17 protein-coding genes and 3 pseudogenes are annotated in these 22805 nt (G+C 53.6%); 10 read left to right on the plus strand and 10 right to left on the minus strand.

The features are described from left to right. Nucleotides 1-8: 8 nt before the first annotated feature. Genes ACYZT3_RS21155 through ACYZT3_RS21170 form a run of 4 tightly spaced genes read right to left on the minus strand, consistent with a single transcriptional unit; the run spans nucleotide 9 to nucleotide 4608 of the window. On the minus strand, nucleotides 9-791 hold the full coding sequence (locus tag ACYZT3_RS21155) for a crotonase/enoyl-CoA hydratase family protein (protein WP_462030648.1): 783 nt from the start codon (nucleotides 789-791) through the stop codon (nucleotides 9-11). Nucleotides 792-809: 18 nt separating this feature from the next. After that, the gene (locus ACYZT3_RS21160) at nucleotides 810-2948 is read right to left on the minus strand and encodes an acetate--CoA ligase family protein (protein ID WP_462030649.1); all 2139 of its coding nucleotides are present in this window, start codon (nucleotides 2946-2948) and stop codon (nucleotides 810-812) included. Nucleotides 2949-2991: 43 nt separating this feature from the next. Beyond that, entirely contained in the window at nucleotides 2992-3426 is a 435-nt protein-coding gene (locus ACYZT3_RS21165) for a Zn-ribbon domain-containing OB-fold protein (RefSeq protein ID WP_462030650.1), read from the minus strand. 9 nt (nucleotides 3427-3435) lie between these two features. Beyond that, nucleotides 3436-4608 carry a thiolase family protein gene (locus ACYZT3_RS21170; protein WP_462030651.1) on the minus strand — a complete coding sequence of 391 codons (1173 nt, stop codon included), beginning with the start codon at nucleotides 4606-4608 and terminating at the stop codon, nucleotides 3436-3438. A 454-nt stretch (nucleotides 4609-5062) separates the two neighbouring features. Here ACYZT3_RS21170 and ACYZT3_RS21175 point away from each other — a divergent pair, with 454 nt between their 5' ends. From ACYZT3_RS21175 to ACYZT3_RS21210, 8 genes and pseudogenes are all read left to right on the plus strand, one after another. Continuing rightward, complete coding sequence (locus ACYZT3_RS21175) at nucleotides 5063-5746, plus strand: TetR/AcrR family transcriptional regulator (protein WP_462030652.1); 684 nt, start codon at nucleotides 5063-5065, stop codon at nucleotides 5744-5746. A gap of 755 nt (nucleotides 5747-6501) precedes the next feature. Continuing rightward, a complete protein-coding gene (locus tag ACYZT3_RS21180; protein ID WP_462030653.1) occupies nucleotides 6502-7905 on the plus strand; it encodes a hypothetical protein in 1404 nt (467 codons plus the stop codon). A 164-nt stretch (nucleotides 7906-8069) separates the two neighbouring features. After that, nucleotides 8070-9401: an MFS transporter gene (locus ACYZT3_RS21185; RefSeq protein WP_462030654.1), complete on the plus strand. Its 1332-nt coding sequence runs from the start codon at nucleotides 8070-8072 to the stop codon at nucleotides 9399-9401. Nucleotides 9402-9582: 181 nt separating this feature from the next. Continuing rightward, nucleotides 9583-10452, plus strand: a complete 870-nt coding sequence (locus ACYZT3_RS21190) for a methylenetetrahydrofolate reductase (protein WP_462030655.1) — start codon at nucleotides 9583-9585, stop codon at nucleotides 10450-10452. Nucleotides 10453-10585: 133 nt separating this feature from the next. After that, entirely contained in the window at nucleotides 10586-11743 is a 1158-nt protein-coding gene (locus ACYZT3_RS21195) for an enolase C-terminal domain-like protein (RefSeq protein WP_462030656.1), read from the plus strand. 11 nt (nucleotides 11744-11754) lie between these two features. Further along, nucleotides 11755-12675 carry a ketopantoate reductase family protein gene (locus ACYZT3_RS21200; protein WP_462030657.1) on the plus strand — a complete coding sequence of 307 codons (921 nt, stop codon included), beginning with the start codon at nucleotides 11755-11757 and terminating at the stop codon, nucleotides 12673-12675. A 153-nt stretch (nucleotides 12676-12828) separates the two neighbouring features. Further along, nucleotides 12829-13172 (plus strand): annotated as a pseudogene (locus ACYZT3_RS21205) (IS5/IS1182 family transposase); the annotation flags it as partial. Between the two features lie 339 nt (nucleotides 13173-13511). Then, complete coding sequence (locus tag ACYZT3_RS21210; RefSeq protein ID WP_462030658.1) at nucleotides 13512-14789, plus strand: OprD family outer membrane porin; 1278 nt, start codon at nucleotides 13512-13514, stop codon at nucleotides 14787-14789. A 229-nt stretch (nucleotides 14790-15018) separates the two neighbouring features. Here the strand turns inward: ACYZT3_RS21210 and ACYZT3_RS21215 are convergent. Together ACYZT3_RS21215 and ACYZT3_RS21220 are read right to left on the minus strand one after the other, a co-directional pair. Continuing rightward, nucleotides 15019-15171 (minus strand): annotated as a pseudogene (locus tag ACYZT3_RS21215) (IS5/IS1182 family transposase); the annotation flags it as partial. A gap of 67 nt (nucleotides 15172-15238) precedes the next feature. Further along, nucleotides 15239-15730: pseudogene (locus tag ACYZT3_RS21220) on the minus strand (ATP-binding protein); the annotation flags it as partial. Between the two features lie 234 nt (nucleotides 15731-15964). Here ACYZT3_RS21220 and ACYZT3_RS21225 point away from each other — a divergent pair. After that, nucleotides 15965-16999 (plus strand): LacI family DNA-binding transcriptional regulator, encoded by a 1035-nt coding sequence (locus ACYZT3_RS21225; protein WP_462030659.1) that lies wholly within the window; start codon nucleotides 15965-15967, stop codon nucleotides 16997-16999. A gap of 608 nt (nucleotides 17000-17607) precedes the next feature. Here the strand turns inward: ACYZT3_RS21225 and ACYZT3_RS21230 are convergent. The 4 genes from ACYZT3_RS21230 to ACYZT3_RS21245 all read right to left on the minus strand — a co-directional run bounded on the left by ACYZT3_RS21230 (nucleotide 17608) and on the right by ACYZT3_RS21245 (nucleotide 21360). After that, nucleotides 17608-18180, minus strand: a complete 573-nt coding sequence (locus tag ACYZT3_RS21230) for a MarR family winged helix-turn-helix transcriptional regulator (RefSeq protein WP_462030660.1) — start codon at nucleotides 18178-18180, stop codon at nucleotides 17608-17610. 79 nt (nucleotides 18181-18259) lie between these two features. After that, the gene (locus ACYZT3_RS21235) at nucleotides 18260-19138 is read right to left on the minus strand and encodes a bifunctional 5,10-methylenetetrahydrofolate dehydrogenase/5,10-methenyltetrahydrofolate cyclohydrolase (protein WP_462030661.1); all 879 of its coding nucleotides are present in this window, start codon (nucleotides 19136-19138) and stop codon (nucleotides 18260-18262) included. Nucleotides 19139-19141: 3 nt separating this feature from the next. After that, a complete protein-coding gene (gene purU / locus ACYZT3_RS21240; RefSeq protein WP_462030662.1) occupies nucleotides 19142-19993 on the minus strand; it encodes a formyltetrahydrofolate deformylase in 852 nt (283 codons plus the stop codon). Between the two features lie 86 nt (nucleotides 19994-20079). Further along, entirely contained in the window at nucleotides 20080-21360 is a 1281-nt protein-coding gene (locus ACYZT3_RS21245) for an aminomethyltransferase family protein (RefSeq protein WP_462030663.1), read from the minus strand. A gap of 365 nt (nucleotides 21361-21725) precedes the next feature. Between ACYZT3_RS21245 and gtdA the strand changes: the two genes are divergently transcribed. Next, nucleotides 21726-22799: a gentisate 1,2-dioxygenase gene (gene gtdA / locus ACYZT3_RS21250; RefSeq protein WP_462030664.1), complete on the plus strand. Its 1074-nt coding sequence runs from the start codon at nucleotides 21726-21728 to the stop codon at nucleotides 22797-22799. Nucleotides 22800-22805 lie beyond the last annotated feature (6 nt).

The raw sequence follows: 22805 nt of genomic DNA on the forward strand, positions 1-22805 counted from the left end.
AGCCGTGCTTAGCGGCTTGGGAAACTAACGTCACGCTTCTGCAAAAAAGCTTCGATGCCGGCTTTGGCATCGCCGCTTGTCAGAGTCAGAGCCTGTGCAACGGCTTCAGTGAAGAGGCCGGCCTCATCGGGCATTTCGTCAATCTGCGCCAGTGCGTGGAGCATCATGTAGTTGGATATCTGCGCGTTGCCAGCCACGTTTTCAGCAAGTTCCAGCGCAGCTGTGAGCGCCTGACCTGGCTCAACCAAATAATGTGAAAGGCCATACTGATAACCGGTTTCAGCATCCAGTTTCCGTCCGGTCAGCATCATTTCGGTCAGGCGCGACACACCGATAACCTTGCCAATACGCACACTGCCACCACCACCCACAAAGATGCCTCGTCGGCCTTCAGGCAACTGGTAAAATGCTGATTTGTCGGCGATGCGAATGTGCGTCGAGCACGCCAGCTCCAGCCCGCCGCCAATCACTGCGCCATGCAGTGCACTGATGACGGGACGACCACAGTTTTGGATATCGCCAAACAAGCGATGCCCCTCGCGAGAATTCAGCATGCTCTGGAAAGGAGGGACATGCTGATGCTCGGCTAGATCGAGCCCGGCGCAAAAATGAGTGCCATTGCCCGCAATAACCACGGCCCGCACATCATCGGTAAGCTGGTCGATAGCGATACGTAGACCATCGAAAACAAGTTGTGAAAACGCATTACGTTTTTCGGGGCGGTTTAGCGTGATGATCGCGGTTGAGCCTTGACGTGTGTACGTCACGCAATCGTTGGAATTGTCCGTCATGAATAGTCTCCTCGCTTTTTAGCGCGTTACAATAAGAGCATCGAGCGCGACTACACCTTTGCCCTTGCCATAAGCCACCAGGGGGTTGATGTCGATTTCAGCAATCTCTGGCACAGACAGCATCAAGCGGCCTACCGTAGCGACAACCTCAGCTACGGCATCCAGATCAACAGGCTCAGCACCGCGATACCCCGTCAGCAACTTGGAAGCCCGCAGTTTTAGCAATTGCGCCACGATCCGATCTGCTTGCAGGTCTGCCGGCAGTAACTGGACGTCGGCCAATACTTCGGTCCAGATGCCGCCCAAACCAACCACCACCGTCGCCCCCCACTGCTCATCGCGGCTGGCACCAACAATTAGCTCCAAGCCTCGTTCGCCCATCGCCTCGACCAAGATTCCATCGAGTACCAGGTCTGGTTTGGCGCTTGTCACGTTGGCATGTATGCGATGCCATGCTTCACGCAGGGCGACCTCGTCCTTGATCCCAACCAAGACACCGCCCACTTCACTCTTGTGCATCAACGACGCCGCTTGCGCTTTGACCACCACCGGGTAGCCGATGCGCGCTGCGATTGCGACGGCATCGTCTTCGTTGCTGGCCAGACTGCCCTCTGGGGTCTTGATGCCCAACGAGCGCAAAATCTCTTTGCCGCGCCACTCGGCGGTTGGCCCTTTTTCAAATACGGGTTGTTGTTCCAGTGGTACGAAGATGGCAGGACTGCCCAACGCCTCACGCTCCTTGACGGAACGTGACAGCGTCGCCAACGCGCGAATCGCACGATCGTTTGAGCGCATCACTACTACCTTCTCCGCGTGGGCACGCTCTACAAAGCCCTTGGGTAGCGGAACGTCTTCGGCATGAATGACGATGATGGCGGGCTTGGAAGAGCCCTTCACTGCCACGATGTAATGACTTAACCACGCCTCTAGAATCGCCGCTGATCCGTAGGGGAATGACATCAACAGGCTGCCGACGTTTTCATCCCCTAGCAAAGCGTTAATCCCGCGCTCCAGCAGCTCCGGTTGCCACGCCACCGCCGTACCGAGGTCAAGCGGGTTGCGTGGTGCGAGAAAATCCGGCAGATGTTCGCGCAGCACCGCGGCTTGTTTGTCTGAAATGGGTGGAAGTTCCAGCCCCAGGGGCTCGACGTAATCCTGCGATAGCCCACAGATCGCGCCCGATGCGGTTACCAGAGCCAAGCCACCAGCCGATGGGTTGGGGAAGCGCAGCAGCAACTGGCCGATATCAACCGCCTCTTCAAGGCTGTCCACCACCACCACGCCTGCACGCTCTGCCATCAAACGCATGACCGCATGATTGCCTGCCAGTGCGCCCGTATGCGACAGCGCTGCCTCTTGCGCCTTCTTACTCTTGCCAGGGTGCAGTAACACCACGCCCTTACCAGCGGCTCGCGCGCGCTTAGCTGCAGCAAGAAAAGCCTCTGCCGAGCGGATTTGCTCTGCGTAGATGATGATGGAGCCAGTCGCCGGATCATCAACGAAATGATTCAGTACATCGTCAAGCCCAATATCAGCCTCGTTACCGGTGGTCAACATATAGGACACCGGAACGCCACGTGCCGTCAGCGAACCGGCCACGTGCGAACCGACCCCTCCACTTTGTGCGGCTATGGCAACGGCTGGCCCGGCATCTGGATTCAAACGCGTCGGTAAATCCACATCGACCAGAATTAGATAGAAGCCATCGACATAGTTGTAATAGCCAACGGTATTGGGACCGAGCAGAGTCAGATTGCCTGCGCGGGCCACGTCGGCAATTTCCACTTGCTGCCTGCGGCCCTCCTCACCCATTTCGGCAAAGCCAGATGCAAAACAAACCGCAGCGCGAACGCCGCGTGCAATGCAAGCCTCGACCGACTCTAACACTGCCGCTGCAGGCACCATGAGGATGGCAAGATCCAGGCCTTGTGGCAGTTGATCGATGTCAGTCAGTACAACTCGACCGTCAATTACGCCACCACTGCGACCCACCAGATGAATGTCACCTTGGTAGCCACTTTTGAGCAGATTACCAAGTACAACTTGCCCTGCGGAACCGATTTTGGATGACATTCCGACGATGGCTAAGGATGCCGGATTGATGACGGGGTTGAGCCGACTCGGTTGCAGATTTGCATTGCTATTCATGTAGCTCATTGCACACTCCTATCAAATATGGTCAGGATCACTAAAGGGGTCATTACGTAGCGTCATCCGGCTGAAACAGCAGCAGATGAGTGCCGTCTTCATTGGCATGCCAATATGGCTTCACACGCAGACCGATTTCGACGCGATCCATGTTGCTCACCACGAGGTTGGAGATCACATCGACCCCCACATCAAGGCGCACCAGCACGACCAGATAAGGCTCGCTACCACGTAAGGTCCCCATGCCACGGCGCGTCAGCGTGTAGCTGAAGATTTCGCCGGAACCATCCACTTCTTCCCAGTGCAAATCTTGCGTGCCCGTCGCGATGCTGGTCGGCCGCGGGAAGAACTGGAATTGCCCAGTTCGTGTGCAACGCTGCAACAGCAAGCGTTTTTCACGCGTGGCATCCCAGTAAGGCTGCGAAAAACTCCGCGCTTGAATCGGTGCGCGTTGTACGCAGAGCGTGTCGTTTACAAGCGTCGTCATTACCTCACCTCACGCATCAGGCGTCAGAACAAGCACATTGCTGGAACCCCAGTTACGGGCGTAACTGAGCCAACCTATGCCCGTGACCAGGGTGTTATCGAGGCTGCTTACTTGGCGGGCGCCACCGGCCCCAAAGAGTTGCCGCACGGCTTCGACCAGATTGGTGCCGCCGCCGGCCAAACCGACTTGGCCGGCGGAGATCTGCCCGCCACCGGTGTTTAATGGCAGATCGCCATCAAAATTGAAGTTGACGTCACGGATGTAGGCACTGCCCTGGCCTTTGCCACAGAAGCCGAGCGACTCCAGTTGCAGCATGATGGCGATGATGAAATCGTCATATGGTTGGAATGAGCGGATGTCCGTGGGTCTCAAACCCGCCTGTTTGAAGGCTCGCTCACCGGCAATGCGATGGCCTGAATCGGTCACGTCACACAGGCTGCGCGCACCGTGCAACGTGGTGACTTCCCCGTAGCCCACGGGAACGACGAACCGATCTAAGCCCTTGGTCTTGGCGATCTTCCGGCTTGTCACCAACAGGCCGTTGGCACCATCGGCAGGCATGACGCAGTCAAGCAGCCGAATCGGATCGGAGATCATGCGTGAGTTGAGGTAGTCATCAACGGTGATCGGCTTGCGTAGCTTCTCGCACGCGTTGTCGTTCAGCAGGGCGTGGTTGCGCTGCGCGACCGCCAGCTTGGCCAGCGCCGAGTAATCCAAGCCATATTCATGTTCATACCGCTTGGACAACAAACCGAATGAGCCGGGCGGGCCCATCAGCCCATAGGGGTCGGCCCATTCTTCATGGAAGCCGTAGTTCTCGTACTGCGTTTGAACCGAGGACACATCGGTATTGATTAGCAGGACGGTAGAGCACAAACCCGCGTCAATCGCAGCGGCTGCTCGCGCCACCGATGCCACTGCAGAACAACCGCCTAGCTCCGTCCTGTCGCAGTAGTTCAATTGCAGCCCAAGATATTCCGAAAGCGTTTGCGACCAAAACTCGTTCCTGGCGGCAGCGAGACAAGGTGTGGTGATCATTCCGTCGATCTCGCCTTTCTCGAAGCCGGTTGACTTGAGCAGCGAGTCAAGAATGTCCGCGGACAACGAGAACACATCTCGCCCGCCCTTGATAGCTATCTTGGTTTCAGCGAAGCCCACGATAGCTGCATCTTTCAATGCCATGAACGATCTCCTCAGCTGTTATTTTTATATTTTTATCGCCTTTTAAAAATAGACAGTATGTACAATACTAGTCAAGCCCACGATGAAAAAAAGATCTCACCGATCCCTCGACATCAGCCCAACGGTAACGATCGTGCGAAGAGCAATTACGGTGGATAAGCCCGATATAGAGGTGCGCGGAGAGCCAGACCCAACGCTAAAATGACGTACAATTCAAAGGCTATCTCACGACACAAAGACAGCTTTGGTAAGGATCAGGACAGGAGAGTGTTGCTTGTGGAAGGAAGATCCTCACTGTGGGACTAACTGCCCCACACATCACCGTTCTGAGCGCCACAGCAAGCACTTGCGTTTGAAGTGAACCGACTCACGCCGCGAGAAAATCTGGTGGCAAAGCAGCATCTCTGCCTGCTCGCAAATGATATTTTGTCAATTCAACTCAGAGGAATTTTCAGTGGAGGAAACACGAGAGTCAGATGCAGTCATTGCCCGTCGCGCAAAAGTCGCAGCGAACCGAAAGGAGCGCTCTAAACTAGCCCTTTTAGCAGCTGCATTTGAACTATTGGGACAGGTGTCTGGCAGGATTAACAACGTAGATGCAGTCATTGCCCGTGCGGGGGTTACACGCGGAACTTTCTACAACCATTATGGGAGCCTCGATGAATTGCTAGCGCACCTGTCGTGGGAGATTACACACGACTTCAATCTTGCCGTTCTCCGATACCTTGGGACAATCAACAGCCCCGCAGAAGAGGCCACGATCTTTACCAAGGCCTACCTCCAGAGAACCGAGAAAGACCCTAAATGGGGATGGGGGATGGTCAATCTTTCGAGCTACGGCCCTATCCTTGGCGCCGCCTCGCACAAGATGTGCGAGAGCAATGTGAAGCGAGGCATAGAGTCCGGAGAGTATTCATGCCTGACCCACAGAGCGGGTCGCGATATCGCACTGGGATCCCTGTTCGCAGCCATGAATACCGTGTTGCTTCAAGGAAACAGCAGAGGCCATATTTCGAGTGTTGTCATAGGCGTCCTGCGCGCCTTAGGCGTTCAGCACGATCGGGCAATGGTGTTGGCGAAACAACGAATGCCTGTCATTCCTTACCTGGCGACTCGCGACGATTCAATGACGGACTGAGCAGGCCACCAACAACCGACCGTATTCCCTTCCGATTTGGTTGAGGTTCTTGGCCATCCATTGGACTCCCCCTACTCCGATACCTCAACCTGTGCTTCGCGCATAGGTTGAGGTTTATGAGCGCCTAGCTTTACCCCTAAGAATTTAAAATCGAGGAGGCCAATCAAGCACCTCAGCGCGGCCTTGCTGTAGCCCAATCGGCAAATCAGTACTCTTGCCCATCCAAAGATGCATAGCTGCGCTAGAGCTTGCCGGGTGGATGCCGATGGTTTTAACCCCATGATAGAAAATCAAAAAATGGCATATGCACACAGCTTGCTTCGGCCGCCCTAGATCTCTGCCCCCCCTGCCCGCCAGATCCTTTCCCAATCGGCTTCAGACATACTCAACGGAGCCACCCACAAAACCGGCGCTGCCGGGTCGCTGGACTGGCGGTGCGCATGCCGGAGCAGCACGAAACAAGCGAGCAATAGGTCAGCAGCCCTGCTGCCGAGCCCAGGGCCTCAGCGAGGACGCAAAACAGAAACAAAATCTGCACCGCAGCGTTGAGACAGAGTTTGATCGAAAATCACGTGACTACCCCATTGACGACCTGCACACGTGTGCGTATCTTCAGGAAGCAAGAGCGTTACATACATTGTCGCAGCACCATGACTGCAGAATGCAAGCGCTACACGTGGAGTTCCCTAGCGCGTTAAAACGAGCAGTCACGGGCCTCCCACAGATTTGATACCACCACTGAGGATTCACTCTAAATGTCCAGTGATGCAAAAAACAGCTCGCTCCAGGAGCTGATCGACTCCAAATCCTGCCTGACCGAATATTTCTATAATGACACGCTGACTCCACACAGTCGGCAGTCGGCTGCACTGTCGCCGGCCCGCATGGAATTCACAAACTGGCGTGACGAGCAACATGGCTGGCGTGACACTGCGATCATTTTCGATCAGTCACATCATATGCCCGAGCTCTTTCTGAGCGGCCCTGACGCATTCCGCCTTTTGAATTATTTAGGCATAAACAGCTTTGCCAATCTTGAACCTGGTCGCGCAAAGCAATTTGTTGCATGTACCTCGCGAGGTTATGTGATTGGCGACTGTGTGCTGCACTGTCTAGCCCCCGATCATTTCGAGCTGATCAGCGGAATGCCCGTCCTTGATTGGGTACACTTCCATGCAGAAACTGGCGAATATGACGTCACAGTCGTCCGTGACAACCATACTTCAGCCAATCCGAACGGCCGCACCAATTTCCGGTTCGGGCTCGATGGCCCCGCCGCTGGCGAAATTTTCGCGGAGGTGGTTGAGGGCGAAGTCCCCGAGATTCCGTTCTTCCGCACCGCGAATGTGACGATTGCCGGCGTTCCAGTCATGGCGCTGCGCCACGGCATGGCCGGACATAAGGGTGTCGAACTTTCGGGGCCCTTTGCTTCAGGCGCGAAAGTTCGAGCTGCGATTCTCGCTGCTGGGGCAAAGCATGGACTGGTAGAAGGTGGTACCAAAGCCTATTTCAGCACCGTTTTTGAAAGTGGCTGGATGGCTTATCCCTTACCGGCCATCTATACAGACGAAGAACTGCGTTCCTTTCGCGAGTGGCTTTCCGCGACGTCTTGGGAAGCGAGTTCCCAGCTCGGCGGCAGCTTCTACTCCGAGAACATCGAAGATTATTACACAACACCTTGGGATCTCGGCTATGAAAGAATTCTTAATTTCGACCACGATTTCATTGGCCGTGAAGCACTCGAAAAAATGGCTGGTGAAAAACGACGCGCCAAGGTGACCTTGGTCTGGAATAAAGAAGATGTCGCCAAAGTATTCAACTCCTTACTTCACGAGGACACACCGTTTAAATACATAGATCTGCCCGTTTCGTCCTATGCCTTTCAGCAATGTGATGAGGTACAAAACTACCAGGGTCAACATATTGGACTTTCGAACCTTTGCGGCTACAGCGGTAATGAAAAGGAAATGTTGTCGCTTGCGATGATAGCAACTGAATATGCAACGCCCGGAACCGAAGTTGTGCTGATCTGGGGGGAAGTTGGAGGAGGATCTCGTAAATCGCATGTCGAGCGCCACGCACAAACCACGATCAGGGCAACGGTCGCGCCCTCCCCTTATGCAGAAGCAGTGCGGCAGATGAAACGTGCCAGAATCTGAACCGCAAAACTCCAGGCTGATGATGGATGTTTAAAGGCTGATAGTCCAATGAGCTCGGGCCACCAATACTGGCAGAGGCCATGTTTCTCGCAAACAAACCACCTGAACCGAACTTTTCGGGGTAGTGGCTCATCACAAATCCTGTAATAAAGGGGAGTGGAGAAATGAAGGTGAACGCGTCGATATTCGACGGCCATCTGATCAGAGTATGGCAATATTTGATCTTGATGTCCGTAGTCCTTATTCTGGTGATCGATGGGCTGGATGTGCAACTTCTTGCATTTGTCACACCAGTGATTCTCGGTGAATGGGGAGTTGAGCGCGCCGCCTTCGCGCCCGCGTTGGCAGCAGTTATGGTTGGGATGGCTCTTGGTGCCGCTTTCGGCGGGATGCTCGGCGACCGCATTGGCAGACGACCTGTTCTGATCGGGGCCACCCTATCATTTGGGCTTGCGACAGCGCTTGTCAGTCAAGTGCAGGACATCTCTGCATTGACGGTTCTCCGCTTCTTCAGTGGGCTGGGGTTTGGTGCTGCGACACCGAACGCTTTTGCACTGGCAACCGAGTGGCTTCCTAACAGAGCTCGATCATTGGCCGTAGGGATTGTAGCCGTTGCAGCGCCACTGGGAGGCATGATCGGGGCAGGAGCTACCGTGGTTTTGCTTCCTGAGTTCGGCTGGCGGGGCACCTTCATTATCTGCGGCCTTTCGACGGCGCTGTTTGGCATCATCCTATATATGCTGCTACCTGAATCGCCGACTTTTTTGATGGCAAAAGGACGGCACCAGAAAGCAGTAGCCGTTTTGCGGCGGGTTAACATCTCACTCCCCGAAGCGCATCAAGCAAGTGTACAAATCTCGTTCGAGAAAGTGCACCGAACCACTATGTTTCGCAATGAACTCTTACGACTTAACATAGGCGCCGCGCTGGCCTTTTTCACCTTTAATTTCGCAACCTTTGCCATATTGAGCTGGATGCCGACCATCCTCAGCGACAACAACTTCCCCATCAAAGACGCTCTGCGCAGTGCGTTCATTTTCAATATGATGGCTGTCGTTGGAACATTGAGTTCTTCGGCAAGCATCAACCGGCTCGGCTCAAAATTCGTCATGAGGGCGAGCTGTTGCGCGACCCTGGGCGGTACCGCCGGCCTGCTCGCAATCCTAATAGCCGGCTCCGCTCAAAGTGGCGGCACGCATTGGTATATTTTGTTTACCTGCATCGGCTTCGCTGGCTTCGGCCTTGGCGGAGGGATGACTTCGACCTACGCGATAGTGTCCACTGGCTATCCAGTAGAATGTCGCGCAACCGGAATCGGTTTTTGTGTTATGGCTGGCCGGATTGGAGCGGTTGTGACCATTCTTGCCGGGGGCATTCTACTCAGTGACAAAGGCGGCGCTCCAATTAAATTCCTCGCTGCTATATTCCTCGTCATGCTGATTGGACTAGTCGCTACCTTCATAATTGATCGCCACGCCCCACGCCGCACTGGCTGACAAAACACACTTTATTCGTTGTTAACAGCTCATAAAATGCACACGTGTGACAAGCGCATAGATTACAGAGCAATAGGACCGAGATTAGTAAGCAGCACCTACCCGTACGGTGAAGAACCGCCGAAAGGTAAGCCAAATCCACCAAATCCATAAAGAGAGCGCCTTTAGGCCAGGAACGATCATGTCTTCAACCTCAGCAGAGATCATCTCTCCAGCAGATCGCAGTCTACTCACCGGGTATTCCCTGGAGATTACGGCCAAGGACAACGATGCTGTTTCTAAAACACAGGTGAAAATTCCCCAGGGAACCCCAATCTCAATCACCTATCTACCGGGTGAAACGCCTGATGCGCGCGTCAGAGCAGCAACCACAATCCGCAGGCTTGGTTTTGTACCTGTCCCCCATATTTCCGCGCGCCGCATCCCTTCAAAAGATGCCCTGCAGGACTTCCTGCTCCGCATTTCTCAAGAAGCACAGGCTGATCGAGTGTTCGTCATCGGCGGCGACCTGCATCAGGCATTGGGTCCTTATAACGATGCACTCGCGCTGATACAAAGCGGGCTTTTCGAGGATCATGGCATCAAAAAGATCGGCATTGCTGGCTATCCTGAAGGGCACCCGGATATTTCCGACGAGACTCTATGGAGTGCACTCCACAGCAAAGCAAAACATATTTCACAGCTTGGTTTGCCTCTTGAGGTGGCTACTCAATTCGCTTTTGACGCCTCCCCGATTCTGGCATGGCTAGAGCGCCTGAGAAACGAAGGCATTGAGGCTCGCGTGCGCGTTGGCGTCCCCGGCCCAGCGAGTGTAAAGACCTTACTGCGTTTCGCTGCGCGTTGCGGGGTTGGTGCCTCAACAAAAGTGCTTTCCAAGTATGGCCTTTCGATCACAAAGCTTTTGAGCAGTGCAGGCCCAGATAGCCTACTCAACGAGCTTGAAAGCCGCCTGAATCCCAAAATTCACGGGGATGTGAAGATCCATTTCTATCCGTTCGGCGGGTTCGAGCAGACGGCGAACTGGGTCAATACTTTCACTAAGGGGCGTTGAAGGTATCTGAACTCCAGCCAGCGCTATAAATGATACGTCAGGTCGGTCACGATCAAGCGAAAGACTACCGGCCCCAATACATCACGCCCACGTTTGAAGAAATACTCAACAGGGCATGACGAGAGTATAAAAAGTGAAGATCAAAGAAATTCGAGAGATCAATATCCCACTTGAGGGCCAGGTTTCTAATTCCGTTGTCAATTTTTCGGACCACGACGTTTCTCTCGTAGCCGTCATTACCGATGTCATACGCAATGGAAAGCCTCTCATCGGCTTCGGCTTCAACTCCATTGGTCGATATGCTCAAAGCGGTATTATCCGCGATAGGATTATTCCACGAATTACTTCTGCGGCGCCGGATTCCTTACTTAACGATTTTGGCTTTGACTGCGAAAAAGTTTATCGTCTGGCGATGAAGAACGAAAAACCGGGCGGACATGGTGATCGAGCCTCTGCGATTGGAGCAGTAGAGCTGGCCTTCTGGGACCTGAATGCCAAACTTGCTGATGAACCCGCCTATCGAACAATTGCCCGCCATTTTGGCCGAACCCCTTCAGATAAAGCTCCCGTTTATGCCGCTGGTGGTTATTATTACGATGAAGATGGTCTCGACCGCCTTAAAGACGAACTGAAAGCCTATGCTGATCTGGGCTTTGATGCGTTCAAGATGAAAATCGGCGGCGCTTCACTATCAAAAGACATGGAGCGCATTCAAGCTGCACTGGACATTTGCAAGTCAGGTGCGCGGCTTGCCGTGGACGCCAACGGGCGCTTTGATTTTGAAACTGCAATGACTTATGGAAAAGAGATCGCCCCCTTGAACTTACGCTGGTACGAGGAGGTTGGTGATCCGCTCGACTTTTCCCTAAACAGTCGTATAGCTGCGGAATATTCCGGAGCACTCGCGACGGGGGAAAACCTATTCTCCGGTCTGGATGTTCAGAACCTTCTAAATTTCGGCGGAATGCGGCCAGGCCGCGATATCTTCCAGATGGATGCAGGCTTGAGCTACGGTCTCTCTGACTATGCCCGTAGTATCAAACTGCTAGAACAAGCGGGATTTGACCGCAAGTTCGTCTACCCACATGGCGGTCACCTAATCAATCTGCACATTGTCTGTGGCATGAACCTTGGAGGCTGTGAAGCGTATCCTAGTGTCTTTCAGCCGTTTGGAGGGTATTCGTCACAGTGTGAGGTCGCGGATGGTTTTATCGCGCCCGCCGACCATCCAGGATTCGGCCTGGAATCCAAGCTGGCCCTGCGGCCGCATCTTGAAAAACTTAGCGCATAACGGAGTTAGTGATGAAAATTGCGGTCGTTGGATGCGGTGCAATGGGTTCGATATATGCGGCACGCCTTTCCGGTTCTGGCAACGATGTCATCATTATTGACACCTGGAAAGAACATGTCGACACCATCAACCGCGATGGGCTGGCTGTTGATGGCGTCGCTGGAAAATGCATTGCTCATGTTCGCGCCTTCACCGATATCCCAGAGGAAAAAGTCGACCTGGTTATCGTCTCCGTCAAGGCCGCCCATGTTGAGAGTACTGCCGGCCGCATTGGCAGGCTTATGGATCACCATACCAAAGTTTTGACCATCCAGAACGGAGTCGGTAGCGCAGAGATACTGGCAGAGCATATTCCGCCGGAACGTTTGTGCGTCGGAGTTGCAAAGGCTTTTGGTGCAATCATGAGGGGCCCCGGGCACGCTTATCACAACAGCATGAACGAGATCCGTATCGGCGCATTCACCGACCTTCCTGCTGCGGATGTCGAGAGTATCGTTTCGGTTTGGCGAGCTGCTGGCTTCAATGTCAGCACAGTAGCCGATGTACTGGCCATGCAATGGGAGAAACTGATCTGCAACGTCGCCTATAGCGCACCCTGTGCGTTGACGGGTTTAACGGTGGGAGAAATGATGGATCACCCCAATATGGGACCGGTGAGCCGGGCCGCCGCAGTCGAGGCCTGGACGGTCGCGCGCGCGCTTGGAATCAAGATCAAGGTTGATGACCCGGTCAAGCTGGTACGCGACTTTGCCGCCGGCATGCCCGCAGCCAAACCTTCCATGCTCCAAGATCATGAACATGGCCGCGCAAGCGAAATTGACGTGATTAATGGAGCTGTTCCGAAAGCCGCTATCCGCGCCGGCATCGCGACGCCAGTTAACGATACGTTGGTAGCTTTGGTGAAGGCAAAGGAAAGGTCATTCCTCGCCTAGGGAATCTCCTAACAAGTCCACTTATGCGAAACCACGGTACCTAATCCGAGTCGCCATGAGCCAGATGAGATTTTCCGACTTTCAGCGCGCCGGCAAGTGCAAGCAAACCTGCCGAGAACGCTTCTTCACCGAGATGGATCAAGTCGTGCCCTGGACAGCCCTGCTGGGGCTGACACAGGCTGCAACTGCGTCGAGAAGCACTCTGAATATGAAAGCTGGGAATTCATCTGGCAGACCGCTGCGTGCCGCAGTGCATACAAGACACTGGGTAAGCGCCGCCCATTGTACAAAGCCAAACGTAAGATCGAGAAAGCCAAAGCCCAGGTTCGGACCAAGGTCGAGCACCCGTCCCAGGTGTCCAAACGGCAGTCCGGTTACGGGAGGGCGCGCTTCCGTAGTTTGTCTAGCAACTGGTGACACTGTTCGCGCTATCTAATCTGCGGATGAAGCGGCGAGCGTTACTGATCCAAGCAGAAAATGTGCGCCTGCAATGTTGAAAATGGCTGCTGCGATGCGCTGGGCAGCAGCTAGGAACAAAGAAATGAGGGGGTTACCTGATCGTGATTGATCGATTCGTCGCTTTCAAAACCGGCGGGGGCAGAAGTCAGACAAAGATACCTAGTTCATTCAGGCCGTTCTTAGATGGTGTTTGATGCAGATAGTGCCCAGCGCAGCATTAATTCATCACCGATTATTATGCGCACTACTCATCTAGAAACACTATCCGCGGCACCTACTTGGTTAGCCTCAGCAGCTTCGAATTTAAACCCCCTTTTTAATTTATGCCAAACCTGCCAAATCTAGTACTACTACAAAAATAAAATGGAAGGCAACCCATGAAAAACAAAATCGAAAAGATTATTTGCGCTTTTATGGCCAGCTTGGCTATTAGCATTTTCGCTAATGCCTCGGGCTTTATAAATGACAGTGGAGCGGCGCTCACTGCTCGCAATTACTATCTCGATCGCGAGTATAAAGGAATATCGCCACAAAATCACGCCAGGGAATGGGCGCAAGGATTCATCTTTAAAATAAATTCGGGCTACACCGACGGCCCGGTTGGGTTCGGACTGAATACCATAGGCCTCATTGGAATAAAACTGGACTCTTCTCCAGATCGTATCGGGACCGACTTACTCCCATATAATTCTAAAAAAGAGGCGGATGACGAATACTCGGAATTAGGATTAACTGCGAAGATGCGATTCGCTAAGACTATCGTGCAAGCCGGAACGTTAACAGATACTGCATTCCCAATGGCGTACCACAGTGCCTCACGCCTCCTCCCACAAACCTTTCGAGGCGTTCACATATCCTCCACGGACCTAAATAATTTCACGCTGATCGGTAGCTACATCGACCGAATCAACAAGCGAAATTCCACGAATTATGAAAAGTTCACAATGGGTTCACCCAATGGCCGCTACAATCCAACTGCTGAGTCAGACCAGGCTACTTTCTTGGGTATCGAGTTTCGACCTGTGAATGAATGGACCCTGAAATATTACAATAACATAGTAGATAATCTTTATAGCACGAACTATTTCAACATCGAGCATCTACATACTTTTAACAGCTCAAAGCTGAAGTCAGAGTTCAGTTGGTACACATCTAAAGATGAGGGTGGCGCACGCGCCGGCAAAGTAGATAATGACACCTACTTCGCAGAGTTTACTTACTCGACGGGAGGGCACAGTTTTATAGGTGGCTACCAGTTACTGAGTGGTGATACGGCCACCCCTTATATCTCTGGCACTGAGTTATTGAGTCTTGGCAAGTACATGCTCGCGTCCGACTTTCTGAACACAAACGAACGCACTTGGCAGGCCATGTATGTCTATGACTTTGCCGCGTCCGGCATCCCAGGCTTGAAAACAACCATCAGATATTTGAAGGGTAACGACATTGACCTGCCAGTGGCTCTGGGTGGGAATGGACGGAGCGAGAGTGAACGGTATACTGAGATTTCGTATGTTATCCAAAGCGGGACGTTCCGGGATGTTGCAATTCGGGTGAGGAATTCAACATACAGAAATAATTTTGCCAGCACTGCAACCTTCCGCGATCAAAACCAAACCCGGATCAATATTGACTACACCATAAAGCTTTGGTAAAAGTAAAAATATAAAAAAGTAATTTTTCAGGTTCGAGATTAAACAATCTATTTACATCAACTTGATTCAACCTCCAACGGGATTGACGCCCTGCTTTTGTCATGTACTGAAAGTGCCATTTCTACTCTTGGGCAGTCGCCTGGTTCTGCGCCGAGGATATATCCTCGCGCAGAACATTTCGGCAAGCAAATTGGGGGCGATGACCTGAAGTAGTTATACGCTTCCGGCTCACCAGACCTAACTCTACATCGACACCAATGTGCGCCTTGGCGCCAAAGTAATACTGGTTGTCTTTCTTGGTCTGATGAATTTTGGGATTACGTTTGCCTCCCTTGTTCTTGATCGAAATCGGCGCATGTATCCACGTGGCATCGAAGGTGGTACGTTCGGATTCCACGACACGTGGACAGGCATTCGGAGCGCAGCGACGCAGGTTCGCGGTGATAGCCTGAAGTTCCGGCTACAGTCAATTTCGTTGCGCGCCTACGCATCAATTCGCCCTTCAGTTCTATGCGGTAAGCGTTGTCCGCCAGCCGGTCGAGGATCGCATCGCCCACAGTCGAATTACCGATTAGAGGATGCCATTTAGCCACCGGCATCTGGCTGGTCACCACCGTCGAGCGGTTTCCGTAACGGTCTTCCAGCAGTTCCATCATGTCACGCCATGAGTTTGGCGAAGCGGTCGTCGCAGTGGGCCACCAGGCCCAGTTCTTTCATCAAGCGAGGCAGACGCACATAACGCACGCTGTACCCGTCCCGGCAGGCCTTATGTGCCAGCACGCAGGCGAGCCACGTCTTGCCTACGCCAGTCGTGCCGCCGATGATCAGATTCAGGCCGTTGCTCAGCCATTGGCCGCTACCGAGTTGCAGGATCAGGGGCTTGTTCAGGCCGCGCGGCTGCGGTAATCGAGACCTTCAAGGCGGGCTTTGTGGTGTAGTCTCGGGGGAGTTGAGGCGAGTGGTCAGCCGCTGCGCATAAGGCATCGATGAAGGTCATCAGCCTCATTGGGAAACTCGGCCACAGGGATAGGCGTATTCAACCAGACACGGGAAGTCTCCTTCCGACCTTCCTTAGGACAGGCTGGACCGCGCCTGTTATGATCGCAAACACACGAATGTCACTCTATGATCCTTCCCACATTTAGCCAAGCTCAGGAACCTCTGAAGGTCTTTTAATGTCCACCTATAAACCCGCACGTGCAGTTACGATCAAGGATATAGCAGCTCGGCTGGGCATGAACCATTCAACTGTTTCACGCGCGCTCACGGGCAAGGCTAATGTTAGTGATGCGACCAGGTTGCGTGTCCGCGAGGCCGCTGACCATCTTGGATATGTCGCGAACATTTCCGGACGTATGATCCGGGGTGAAGCAGGTCCACTTATTGGCCTCGTCATTCCCGACATTCGGAACGATTTCTACAGTGGTATATCCAAGGCGCTTGCGGATCTTTGCCGCAAGGCAGGGCTGCGGATGCTGTTGGCGATAACAGAAGACGATCCGGAAACTGAATGTAATGAAATCCGGTCGCTTTTGGAAGCTCGGGTCAGCGGGGTTTTCACCACGTTAACCAGCAAGCCCCTTCCCGCAACTCTCGATCTGTTGAAGAATTTGCCTTCTGTCCAGATTATTCGTCGTGTCGCGAAGCTGAACAAAACAGCAGTATGCATGGAGGACAATAAAGGCTGCCGTGAGGCGACAGAGCATTTACTCTCCTTGGGACACCGAAATATAGCCTACGTTGGTACAAGCAAAGCTATTAGCACAGGGCGCGACCGTGTGGAAGGCTATTTGAATGCGCACCAAGCGTTGGGCGTCACTCCGCTTGTGGGTGGTATTGAACTGGTGCCGCCGCGTCAGGCATATGGCTATGACGGCGTATCCCGAGTCCTGAAGTTGCAGCCGACCGCAATTGTCATCGGCAGTTCTGAACTGACGATTGGAGGTTTGAAAGCCATTAGGGAAGCGGGTCTGAATGTGCCGGATGATATATCTGTTGTTGGTTATGGCGATCCGGCCTGGTTTGACCTTTTGTCTCCGGCTCTAACGGCGGTTGGCTTACCTGTTGAGGCAATTGCGGACAATGCCGCAAGTCAACTCTTTAGCCAGATTAAACATCGTAAGACAGACGCCGATAGTTCGGCTCCAATTATTCGAATAATGCCACACCTAGTTTTGCGGGCATCCACGAAGAGACTGCCCCAAGCTTAACATCTGTGCTCTTACAAAGTTCAATATTGTAATGCTACTTCATTGAGAGGTTACTCTCCAACTACCGCCCTTGGGAAAGGGTGATCAGCCTAATAATCATTGATCTAATGCTTGTATTCAGCTGTAAACTGTTCGCAAATAGGCCTAGCAGGATAGCGCGACGCAGCATTGATACTGACGCAAAGCTTAACTGATGAAATCAAGTTGTTCATCGTCATTGACAGCAGTTGTTCGACCAGCACCTCGATCGGAAATTTCCATACCGTGGATTTCACGCGGTCACGCTCTCAGCAGATCCCCAACCCCGCTCATCCACGCTGGCTTACTTGGCCCGATGTCTTTCGGCAGGCACTCATGCAGTAGTCCGTTTTTTTTATTGATTTTTCTCTACCAGAATCTAATTGAACAGTCCGCATCCAATCCAAAACCGATTCATAGAAATAGGCACCGGTATAGAACAGCTCAGGTGGAGTGTTCTCTACTATTCCCCATAGCCCTTTTCTGTTCAGGTCAATCGTATGCTTAGCTCAGGTATTTCCATCAACACTTTCTCGACCTAAAAAAGGTTGGTGGTGAGGACTGCAGCCGATAAACGGATGTAGCGGAAATCAGTCGAAAGTCGTTTCAGGGTTGGGCGAAATCAGGAAATTTTCGGAATTCGATCCAATATCTAAACCCTCTTGAAGCTCAGGCAGGCGCGCGTGCAGTTTACGCAGAAAGAGTAGTAGCAGGTTTCTTTCATCTCCGCACAAGTCTTGCAGTAGAACCCTCTCACGATGAAGAGCCAGCTCACGCACCTGATCAAACAGTGCCGCGCCACTGGGTGTCATCGCATATGGCCGGGTGCGACCGGGATACGTCCCCAAGATCTCCGTAACGTGTCCCAATACTTCCAGCTTCGCCATCGCCCTGCTAACGCCGGCTGCATCTATTCCCAGAAGAGATACAATCTCGTTGGCACTAGCGCTTCCGGACGATCCCTTGGCGCCAAGCGATCCGAGGACGCGCCATTCTGTCATGCCTATACCGAACAGCTTCAGATAGGTGCGTGAGGAAAGGACGTTCCATTTGTTTGAGATCGCGCCAATCAAGAAGGGTGTGAAGCCGTTCAGGTCAAGGTGTTCTGCCGGCACCCCCAATTTCGGGGGCTTCCTGCGCTTTCTGTAAGCTGGCTTCTTCATTAGGGCACCTTTATCTCACCATTGTGTTCCCTGCAGCCGTCAGCGCGGAGCTGGAGTGGCGCCGCGCTGTTCCGAAATCTCAACTGTGCTGAGAGACCGCAGAATTTTGTAACCTTGCAGCTCTCATAGTGTTTGAAAGCAAACAGGCAATGGTCATCGGTCCGACCCCCCCGGGCACTGGGGTAATCGCGCTGACATGCTCCATCTCTTCGAACGCTACATCGCCGACAATCTTCGGCCTGCCTGTATTATCAAGGACCCGGTTGATACCGACATCAATGACGACAGCACCAGGGCGAACCCAGTCACCACGTACAAGGCCGGGACTACCAGCGGCGACTAAGACAATGTCTGCTTGACGCACTATGTCGGGCAGGTTTTGCGTCAGGATATGCGTTACCGTCACCGTGCATTCGCGCTCAAGAAGCAGGAGGGCTGCGGGCTTGCCAACGATATTGGACTTACCGATCACAACAGCGTTTTTGCCGCGCAAGTCGGGAACAACAGATTCCAGCAGCATCATGCAGCCAAGCGGCGTGCATGGAATGAGCCCGCCGGTTCCCGCTGACAGGCGGCCAATGTTGAGGGGGTGGAACCCGTCAACATCCTTGTCATGCCGAATGGCGTCCAGAATTTTGCCCGAGTGAATGTGGGTGGGCAAGGGAAGCTGCACAAGGATCCCATGCACACTCACATCCGCGTTCATCGAAGCGACCAATCCCAGCAAATCCTGCTCGCTAGTATGGGCGGGAAGGACGTGCTGGATCGAGCGGATGCCGACTCTCTCGGCCTGAGATACCTTGCGCCGGACGTAGACCTGGCTGGCAGGATCCTCGCCCACAAGGATCACCGCCAGAGTTGGAATGATCCCGGTCTCATCGGTGAATGCCGAGACCTCAGAGAGCAGCCCAACCGCGATTTTATCGGCAAATGCTTTGCCGTCGATGATTTTTCGCATGCTTCAGCCCCGGAAAACGACAGTCTTGCTGCCATTGATGAGGATCCTGTCCTCCAGATGGCATTGAACCGCGCGCGCAAGCACCCGTCGCTCAATATCGCGCCCCTTGCGGACAAGATCATCCGGAGTGTCACTGTGGCTGATATGCTCGACATCTTGCGAGATAATCGGCCCCTCATCCAAATCCGCCGTCACATAATGAGCAGTGGCGCCAATTACCTTCACGCCCCGCTCATGGGCCTGATGATAGGGCTTCGCGCCTTTGAACCCAGGCAGGAAGCTGTGATGGATATTGATGCAGCGACCCGAGAGAAAGCCCGCGAGGTCATCGGACAGGATCTGCATGTAGCGCGCGAGCACGACGAGCTCCGCCCCGCTGTCGGTCACGAGTTCCTTGATCCGGGCCTCCTGCTGCGGCTTGGTATCCTTGGTGACGGGCAGGTGGTGAAACGGAATATTGCCCAAGAGGTGGACGTTCAGCGCCTCTTTAGGGTGGTTCGAAATGATGCCGACCGGCTCGAAATCCAGCTCGCCAATTCGGTTGCGATAGAGCAGGTCGCCAAGACAATGGTCGAATTTCGAAACCATGAGCATGACCCGGAGGCGGGCTTTGGCAGAGCGGATCTTCCATTCCGCACCTGCAAATTCCGAAAGATCCCCGAAACCGGTCTTAAGATCGCTTTCGGTGCTGTCGCTTGTGAAGACAACGCGCATGAAGAAGTTCGAAGTCTCCGGGTCTTCGAATTGCTGGGCCTCGACAATGTTGCCGCCCTTCTGGGCGAGGAAGGTGCCGACGCGACCAACAAGGCCGGGACGATCAGTACAGCGCAGGGTCAGAACATAGGTGTTGGACATGATAGCTTCCTGAATGTTTGCAGATGCCTGAGCAGCAGCGCTCCGCCTTCTGGCCGGGGCGCGCGTGCAGCGGCAGGAGATCGGGTTTAAACGGCGGTTACATCCGCACGACGGTTGTCTTGCTTGTAAGGGGCAGGGGCAATTATCGCCCGGACTTCTTTTTGCGGGCCTCCCGGCTCGCCCCAGAGCACCACAACTTCCGTGCCGATTTCGGCATGGTCGACATCCATCACCGCCAGCGACAGCATTTCGCGGAAGTAATAGCTGTAACCGCGCGAGGTCGCGACGCCGACAACGTTACCGTTCTTGGTGACCTTGTCCGCCCACATATAGCCGCGCTGGTCGCGCGGCAGATCCATCACCGCATAGGGCGCGCCCTTGCAGAATAGAGAGGCATAGACCGCGGTCACATCATCAGCATTCCAGACCAGAGTGCGGATCTGGCGACGCGGGTGTGCCAGCTCTTCTTCAAGAGCGGTGCGGCCGATGAAATCATGGTCGAACTTGATGGTCTTGCCCCAGCCAAGTTCGACCGGGCTGCGGTAATAATCGCTGATGGATTTGCCCTCAAAGCTGCCGGCGACGTTGAAGGTCGTGGCAAAACCTGGCATCGCCGCCATGAACTCCTCTAGGTAAGCGGTGGTTTCCGGCTCAAAAATCGCAGGCAGATAGTCGACAATGATTGTCGGGAAGCAAGCCTCAATATGGTTGATCCCCGAAACGCGACCGCCCAGACGGCGGATGCCAAATTCTTTGCCCGCCTCAAGGATCGCATTGTAAATAGCGAGGCTATCGGCGCGTGGCCCCTGCAGTTCATAGCCGATCTCGCCGGCCATGCCCTGCCTCAAAGCGCGTACTTTACAACCGGCAATCATGACCTCGCCGCTGTGCATGAACTTGATGTCGCGCATGTTCTGGCCGGCGGCTTTTTCCACCACGTGAATGGCGAGCGGGCCAGAGACCTGGAAGTTGTACCAGTCGTCTTCTATCGACTCGACGTCGAAATTCCCCTGACGCAGCATATGGTCTGCCCAATAGCCGCCGCGCCCAAACAGCATATATTCTTGATCATCAAGTCGGCTCAAAATACCTTCATGGATTACCTTTCCAGCTTCATTCGTATGGATCAAGTGCTTCGACTGGCCGATGGCGACCTTAGCGAAACTGTTGACCGAAATGCTCGCCAGAAGCTTTTCGACGTCGGGGCCACGCAAGCGACGCTCTTGAATCCATGACCAGTCACCGATGTAGCATGACTCTTTCCAGGACATGCTCTCATCAATCCAGCCGGTATATTCTGGTTGCCCGAAGCGCGCGATATTTGGGTAGCTGCCCGCAGGCGGGCTGCGCATATCTTTCAAGTTCATGTGCTCTCCTCTTCTCATCTTCCAGCCAGGAGCTCAGCGCTCAGACGGCAGCATCGCTGCGTGACACGCCGACCAGTGTTCTCCTCGCCGTTATCACAGCCTCGTAGTTGACTCGTCAATTCCAGGGCTGCCTTTCGTTGAATTTCATCGGTGATAATTTAAGCTTTACTGGCTAAGCGCATTTAGATTTTTTCCTTTTATAACAGATATTTAAGTGCCTATATCTCGACTAAAGCAGGTCATTTTTCGTCTAGCCTTTTGGTTTTTTCCTGCTCTGCGCTGTTGACATTAGCACACGTGTGCTTCTAGATAATAGCCACACCCACCAACAACGAAATTCGGGAAGCGAGGAGGCGTCTATTTTTATGGAAACCCAGAACAGAATCGCCCGTACAAAGTCCATTGACGAGACTGTGGCGGAAACAAGCGAGCGCAACGACTTTTATGATCGTGCCTCAGCAATGGATTTGACGCCCCTCTGGGCGGTGATTCGCAACCTTGTGAAGGTCGAACCTAGCCCTCAGGCGATCGCGCACCGCTGGCGCTTCAGCGAAGTCCGCCCCTTCCTGATGGAAGCCTGTAAGTTAGTAACGGCTGAAGAAGCCGAACGGCGTGTTCTAACACTGCAGAACCCAGGGCTGCGCGGACTGTCGCGGATCGCCGAGAACTTGTTCTGTGGTTTTCAGGTCATCAACCCCGGTGAAATCGCGCCTGCGCACCGCCATACTCAATCTGCGCTGCGCTTCATTGTTGAAGGCTCGAACGCCTATACGGCAGTTGATGGCGAACGCACTATGATGCGTCCGGGTGATTTCGTGATCACCCCGACTTGGACTTGGCATGACCATGCCAATAACGGTGATGGTCCGATGATCTGGGTCGACGGACTCGACACGCCGATGATCAACAACCTGAATGGCGGCTTCCGCGAAGAGCTTGACGAGCAACAGCACAAGATTACCAAACCTAATGATAGTTCTATCATCGAGTTCGGCTACGCGATGGCACCGCATGACTTTAAACCCAATCGCCCCGGTACGCCGATGATCAACTATACCTATTCGCGCGCTAAAGAGATGCTCGATAGCATGCGCTCGCACCGTGAAATTGATCCTTGCCACGGGCACATGCTCAAGTATCTTGACCCGCTGACCGGTGGATGGGCAATGCCCACAATTGCCACGAATATGCGACTTATGCCCTCCGGCATGGTAACTAAGCCCTATCAGACTACCGCGACCACCGTTTTTGTTGTGGTCGAAGGTCAAGGTACCAGCCGGATCGGCGGCGTTGAGATCGACTGGGCCGAGCATGACGTCTTTGTTGCTCCTGCTTGGTCGGTTCAGGAACATGAAGCACGCACAGATAGCGTGATCTTCAGTTATTCAGACCGAGCGGTTCAGGAAAAACTTAACATCTGGCGAGAAGTGCGCGGCTGAATACTG

The sequence above is a fragment of the Pseudomonas sp. MDT1-16 genome, from assembly GCF_054898115.1.